The sequence below is a fragment of the Mycobacterium sp. genome, from assembly GCF_035653355.1.
GTDB lineage: Bacteria > Actinomycetota > Actinomycetes > Mycobacteriales > Mycobacteriaceae > Mycobacterium.
In genome coordinates this window covers 1-3,895 of sequence record NZ_DASRBZ010000224.1, presented here as the reverse complement: position 1 = coordinate 3,895, position 3,895 = coordinate 1, and the positions used below count along the sequence as shown (strand labels likewise).

Below are 3,895 nucleotides of genomic sequence, written 5' to 3'. Positions count from 1 at the left end.
CGGTTTCGCAACATCCTCCACCGCTCCAGCCTAGCCACCGCGGCTGAGCCATCCGGCCGGGGCACCGGACCGATCAGCACCAGCTCGGTCAGTGCCGGAACCGCTCCGCGACGGCGGTGAGGTACCCGCGCACGTTACGCGCGGTCTCGGTCAGCGAGTCGCCGCCGAACTTCTCCAGCACCGCGCGGGCCAGCACCAACGCCACCATGGTTTCGACCACTACCCCCGCGGCCGGGACCGCGCACACATCTGACCGCTGGTTGATGGCGACGGCCTCGTCGCCGGTGGCCATGTCGACGGTGGCCAGTGCCCGCGGCACGGTCGAGATCGGCTTCATCGCCGCCCGGACCCGCACCGGTTGGCCGTTGGTCATGCCGCCCTCGAGCCCCCCAGCCCGGTTGGTCGACCGCACGACGCCGTCGCGGCCGGGATGCATCTCGTCGTGGGCTAGGCTGCCGCGGCGGCGAGCCGTCTGGAAGCCGTCGCCGATCTCCACCCCTTTGATCGCCTGGATGCCCATCACCGCTCCGGCGAGCTGGCTGTCGAGCCGATTGTCGCCGCTGGTGAACGACCCGATACCCACCGGCAGTCCCAGCGCGACGGCTTCCACCACGCCGCCGAGGGTGTCGCCGTCCTTCTTGGCGGCTTCGATCTCGGCGATCATCGACCGCTCCGCGGCCTTGCCGAAGGCGCGCACCGGGCTGTCGTCGATCGCGGGCAGATCCTCGGGCTGCGGCGGTGGACCGTCGTACGGCTCGGAGGCGCCGATGGAGATGACGTGGGAGAGCACCTCGACGCCCAGCGCCTGGCGCAGAAACTGCCGCGCCACCGTTCCCGCCGCTACCCGGGCGGCGGTCTCGCGGGCGCTGGCCCGCTCCAGCACCGGTCGAGCGTCGTCAAACCCGTACTTGAGCATGCCGGCGTAGTCGGCGTGGCCGGGCCGAGGCCGGGTCAGTGGCGCGTTGCGGGCGAGGTCCGCCAGCTCGGACGGGTCGACCGGGTCGGCCGCCATCACGGTTTCCCACTTCGGCCATTCGGTGTTGGCGATCTCGATGGCGATCGGCCCGCCCAGGGTGTAGCCGTGCCGCACTCCGGCGAGCATGATCACCTGGTCGCGTTCGAATTTCATCCGCGCGCCACGGCCGTAGCCGAGTCGCCGCCGGGCCAGCTGGGTTGTGATGTCTTCGCTGGTGACGGCCACCCCGGCGACCATGCCCTCCAGCACGGCCACCAGCGCGCGGCCGTGGGATTCACCAGCAGTGGTCCATCGCAACACGTGTCCCATCTTCCCATGTCGGCTGGTGACCTCGGGAGCGCCTGACCAAGCGATCCCCGATTACCCTGATGATCGGTTCGGCATTGGGGGCGGCTCGTGATCACTTTGGACCGCTTGGTGAACGTGCTCGGTGGTTATGGGGTCCGTTTGGGTTGGTCGTCGGTGCCGAGGGCGACCGAGCTGCGCAGCGTAGTAATTCACGAGGACCGTCCGGCGGTGGGTGATGTGTTGCTGGCGGTTGGTGCCGGCTCGCTGCGGGAAGCGGTGCGGTGGGCGGCGTCGGCGCATGCCGTCGTGGTGTTGGTCCGTGGCGGTGAGGAGCCCGTCAGGTTCGACGACGACGCCGCGGTCGGCGCGGTCATGATGGTCGACGAGACGGTTTCCTGGAGCGAGTTGGCTGCGATTATCTATGGGTTGGTGCTGGAGGGTCGCGAAACTGAATCCGGGCGTGGCCCAACCGATTTGTTCGCGTTGGCTGACAGCCTGGCGGAGGCGATCGGCGGTGCAGTGGTCATCCACGATCAGCTATTGCGAGTGCTGGCGTATTCGCGCCTGCAGCAACATGCTGACCCGGCGCGCGTGGAGACAATCCTGGGACGACAGACGCCGGAGCAGCTTCGTTCGTTCTTCGAGGCTCGTGGCGTATTGGCGCATCTGGCAGCATCCGACGAGCCATTGTTTGTCGCCGAGGATGCCGAACATGGCGTGAGCGGACGCATGGTGGTGGCGGTGCGCTCGGGCCGAGAACTGATGGGCTCGCTGTGGGTGGCATGCTCTGCGCCGCTGGACGGCGCTGCGCTCAGCGCGTTGGCCGACGGCGCGCATACCGTGGCCCTGCATCTGCTGCGCTCACGAGCGAGCGCTGACCTGGAAGGTCAGGTCGAATCCGAACTGGTGATCCGGTTGTTGGAAGGCAGCGCTGATGCCACCACGCTGGCCAGCAGGCTTGGCCTGCCGCACGGACCGTTGCGGGTCATCGCGCTACAAGCGTTTATCGGCGCTGACCGCGATGCCGCACTGTTGTTGGCGTTCGAGCGCGCCACAACGGGGTTCGGTTGGTCAAGGCCGGGTCGCAGCGCTTTGGCGGGCAACACCGTCTACACCCTGCTGCCGGGCGAGGACGCCGCGGCGGCGCGGCGCTGGATCACCGGATTGCGGGCCGCGCTCCCTGAGCGGACGAGTGTGCTGGCCGGCATCAGTGCTCACGCCGAGGTGGACGAGCTCGCCGCAGCACGCCGGGAGGCCGACGAGTGCCTGGCGCTCCACGAGGTGTCGCCCCGGGGCATGGCCCCCGCCTATGACGAGTCGTGGGCTGACATCTTGCTGCAGCGCTTGCGCACCGCCGCACGATCAGGCCGGTCCCCCGATCGAGGACCGGTGGCTGCGCTGCGTCGTCATGACCGCGCCAACGCAACCGAATACGTGGCGACGCTGAGGGCATGGCTGGAAGCTCAGGGTGATCCGACCGAGGCCGGTGAGCGTTTAGGCGTGCACGAGAACACCGTGCGTTACCGGCTGCGCAAGATGGCCGAGATCACCGACCTGTCATTGGACGACCCCAACAAGCGGCTGGCGATGATGATCGAAATCGCGGCCATCGACACCGATTGATCACGGCGCTGTCGAAACAGGACAAAGCGCGAGACGCGATTTGTCTCGCATGGGCAACGCGTCCCGCGGACATCCGCACGACTATGGGGCCATAGCGACCCTCCGCTAGGAATTCGGATGATTACCCCGCAACCCGATTATCAACGGTTCACCGATCATTGGTCCGAAGAAGACGCCGCGACGGACACGTTCACGGTGCAGATGCCGCGGTGGCGCTTTCTGCGGCTGTTCGGCCGTAGCCCGCTGGTACGCACAATCGATCGAGTCGAGGGATTGATTTTGGTGATGGCCGTTGTGCTGTCGCTGCTGGCCGCGCCGATCGCCGCCGCCGCGGGCACCGCGGTGTATGACTCGCGCCGCCACATCTACGCCGACCAAGCGCAGACCAGTCGCACGGTCGCTGCCACCGTCATCGATGACGGCATGTCTCAGATCTCGCCGAGCAAGTCGCTCAGGGCGCACGCCCGGTGGTTTGTGGACGGAGCCGAACACACGGGCACCATCCAGACGCGCCAGGCGGTCAAACCGGGTGAATCGGTGGACATCTGGGTGGACCAGCACGGCAACCAGGTCGGCCCGCCAACTAAGAGTGCGGCGGCGGAGGCGGCGGCGGCGGCGTTAGCGATTTGGCTCAGCGCGGCCATGGCTGTAATGGTGTTGCTTGACGCCATCCGGGCATTCATCAACCGTGTTCGCCACGCCGCATGGCAACGTGACTTCGACGATCTGCTCGGCCACGGCGACGGCGACCGGCGCACCAGCCAGTTTTAAATCCTGATCAGCCCTATCGGCGTAGGGTGAGCGCAGCGCGCGATCAGCTGCCGTTGAAATTACCAGCGCTCCAAAGGATTTGGGCCAGCATAGAAATCACGCGCTCCGGACGGCATTGTCAGACGGCGACAAAGACGGGCCGCGGTATTGTCCCGTTCCGGCAAACACCACCGCATGCGTCTACACCACCATGGGAATTACCAACCCAGTCCAGCTGCGGAAGGTGTGATGGGCGGC

3 protein-coding genes are annotated in these 3,895 nt (G+C 67.1%); 2 read left to right on the top strand and 1 reads right to left on the bottom strand.

Features of this window, described 5'->3' with window-relative positions:
• Nucleotides 1-88: 88 nt before the first annotated feature.
• Entirely contained in the window at nt 89-1,276 is a 1,188-nt protein-coding gene (gene aroC / locus VFA16_RS07550; RefSeq protein ID WP_324967216.1) for a chorismate synthase, read from the bottom strand.
• Nucleotides 1,277-1,372: 96 nt separating this feature from the next.
• Here aroC and VFA16_RS07545 point away from each other — a divergent pair, with 96 nt between their 5' ends.
• Together VFA16_RS07545 and VFA16_RS07540 are read left to right on the top strand one after the other, a co-directional pair.
• Entirely contained in the window at nt 1,373-2,887 is a 1,515-nt protein-coding gene (locus tag VFA16_RS07545) for a PucR family transcriptional regulator (RefSeq protein WP_324967215.1), read from the top strand.
• Between the two features lie 117 nt (nt 2,888-3,004).
• On the top strand, nt 3,005-3,658 hold the full coding sequence (locus VFA16_RS07540; RefSeq protein ID WP_324967214.1) for a hypothetical protein: 654 nt from the start codon (nt 3,005-3,007) through the stop codon (nt 3,656-3,658).
• The last annotated feature ends 237 nt before the right edge of the window (nt 3,659-3,895 follow it).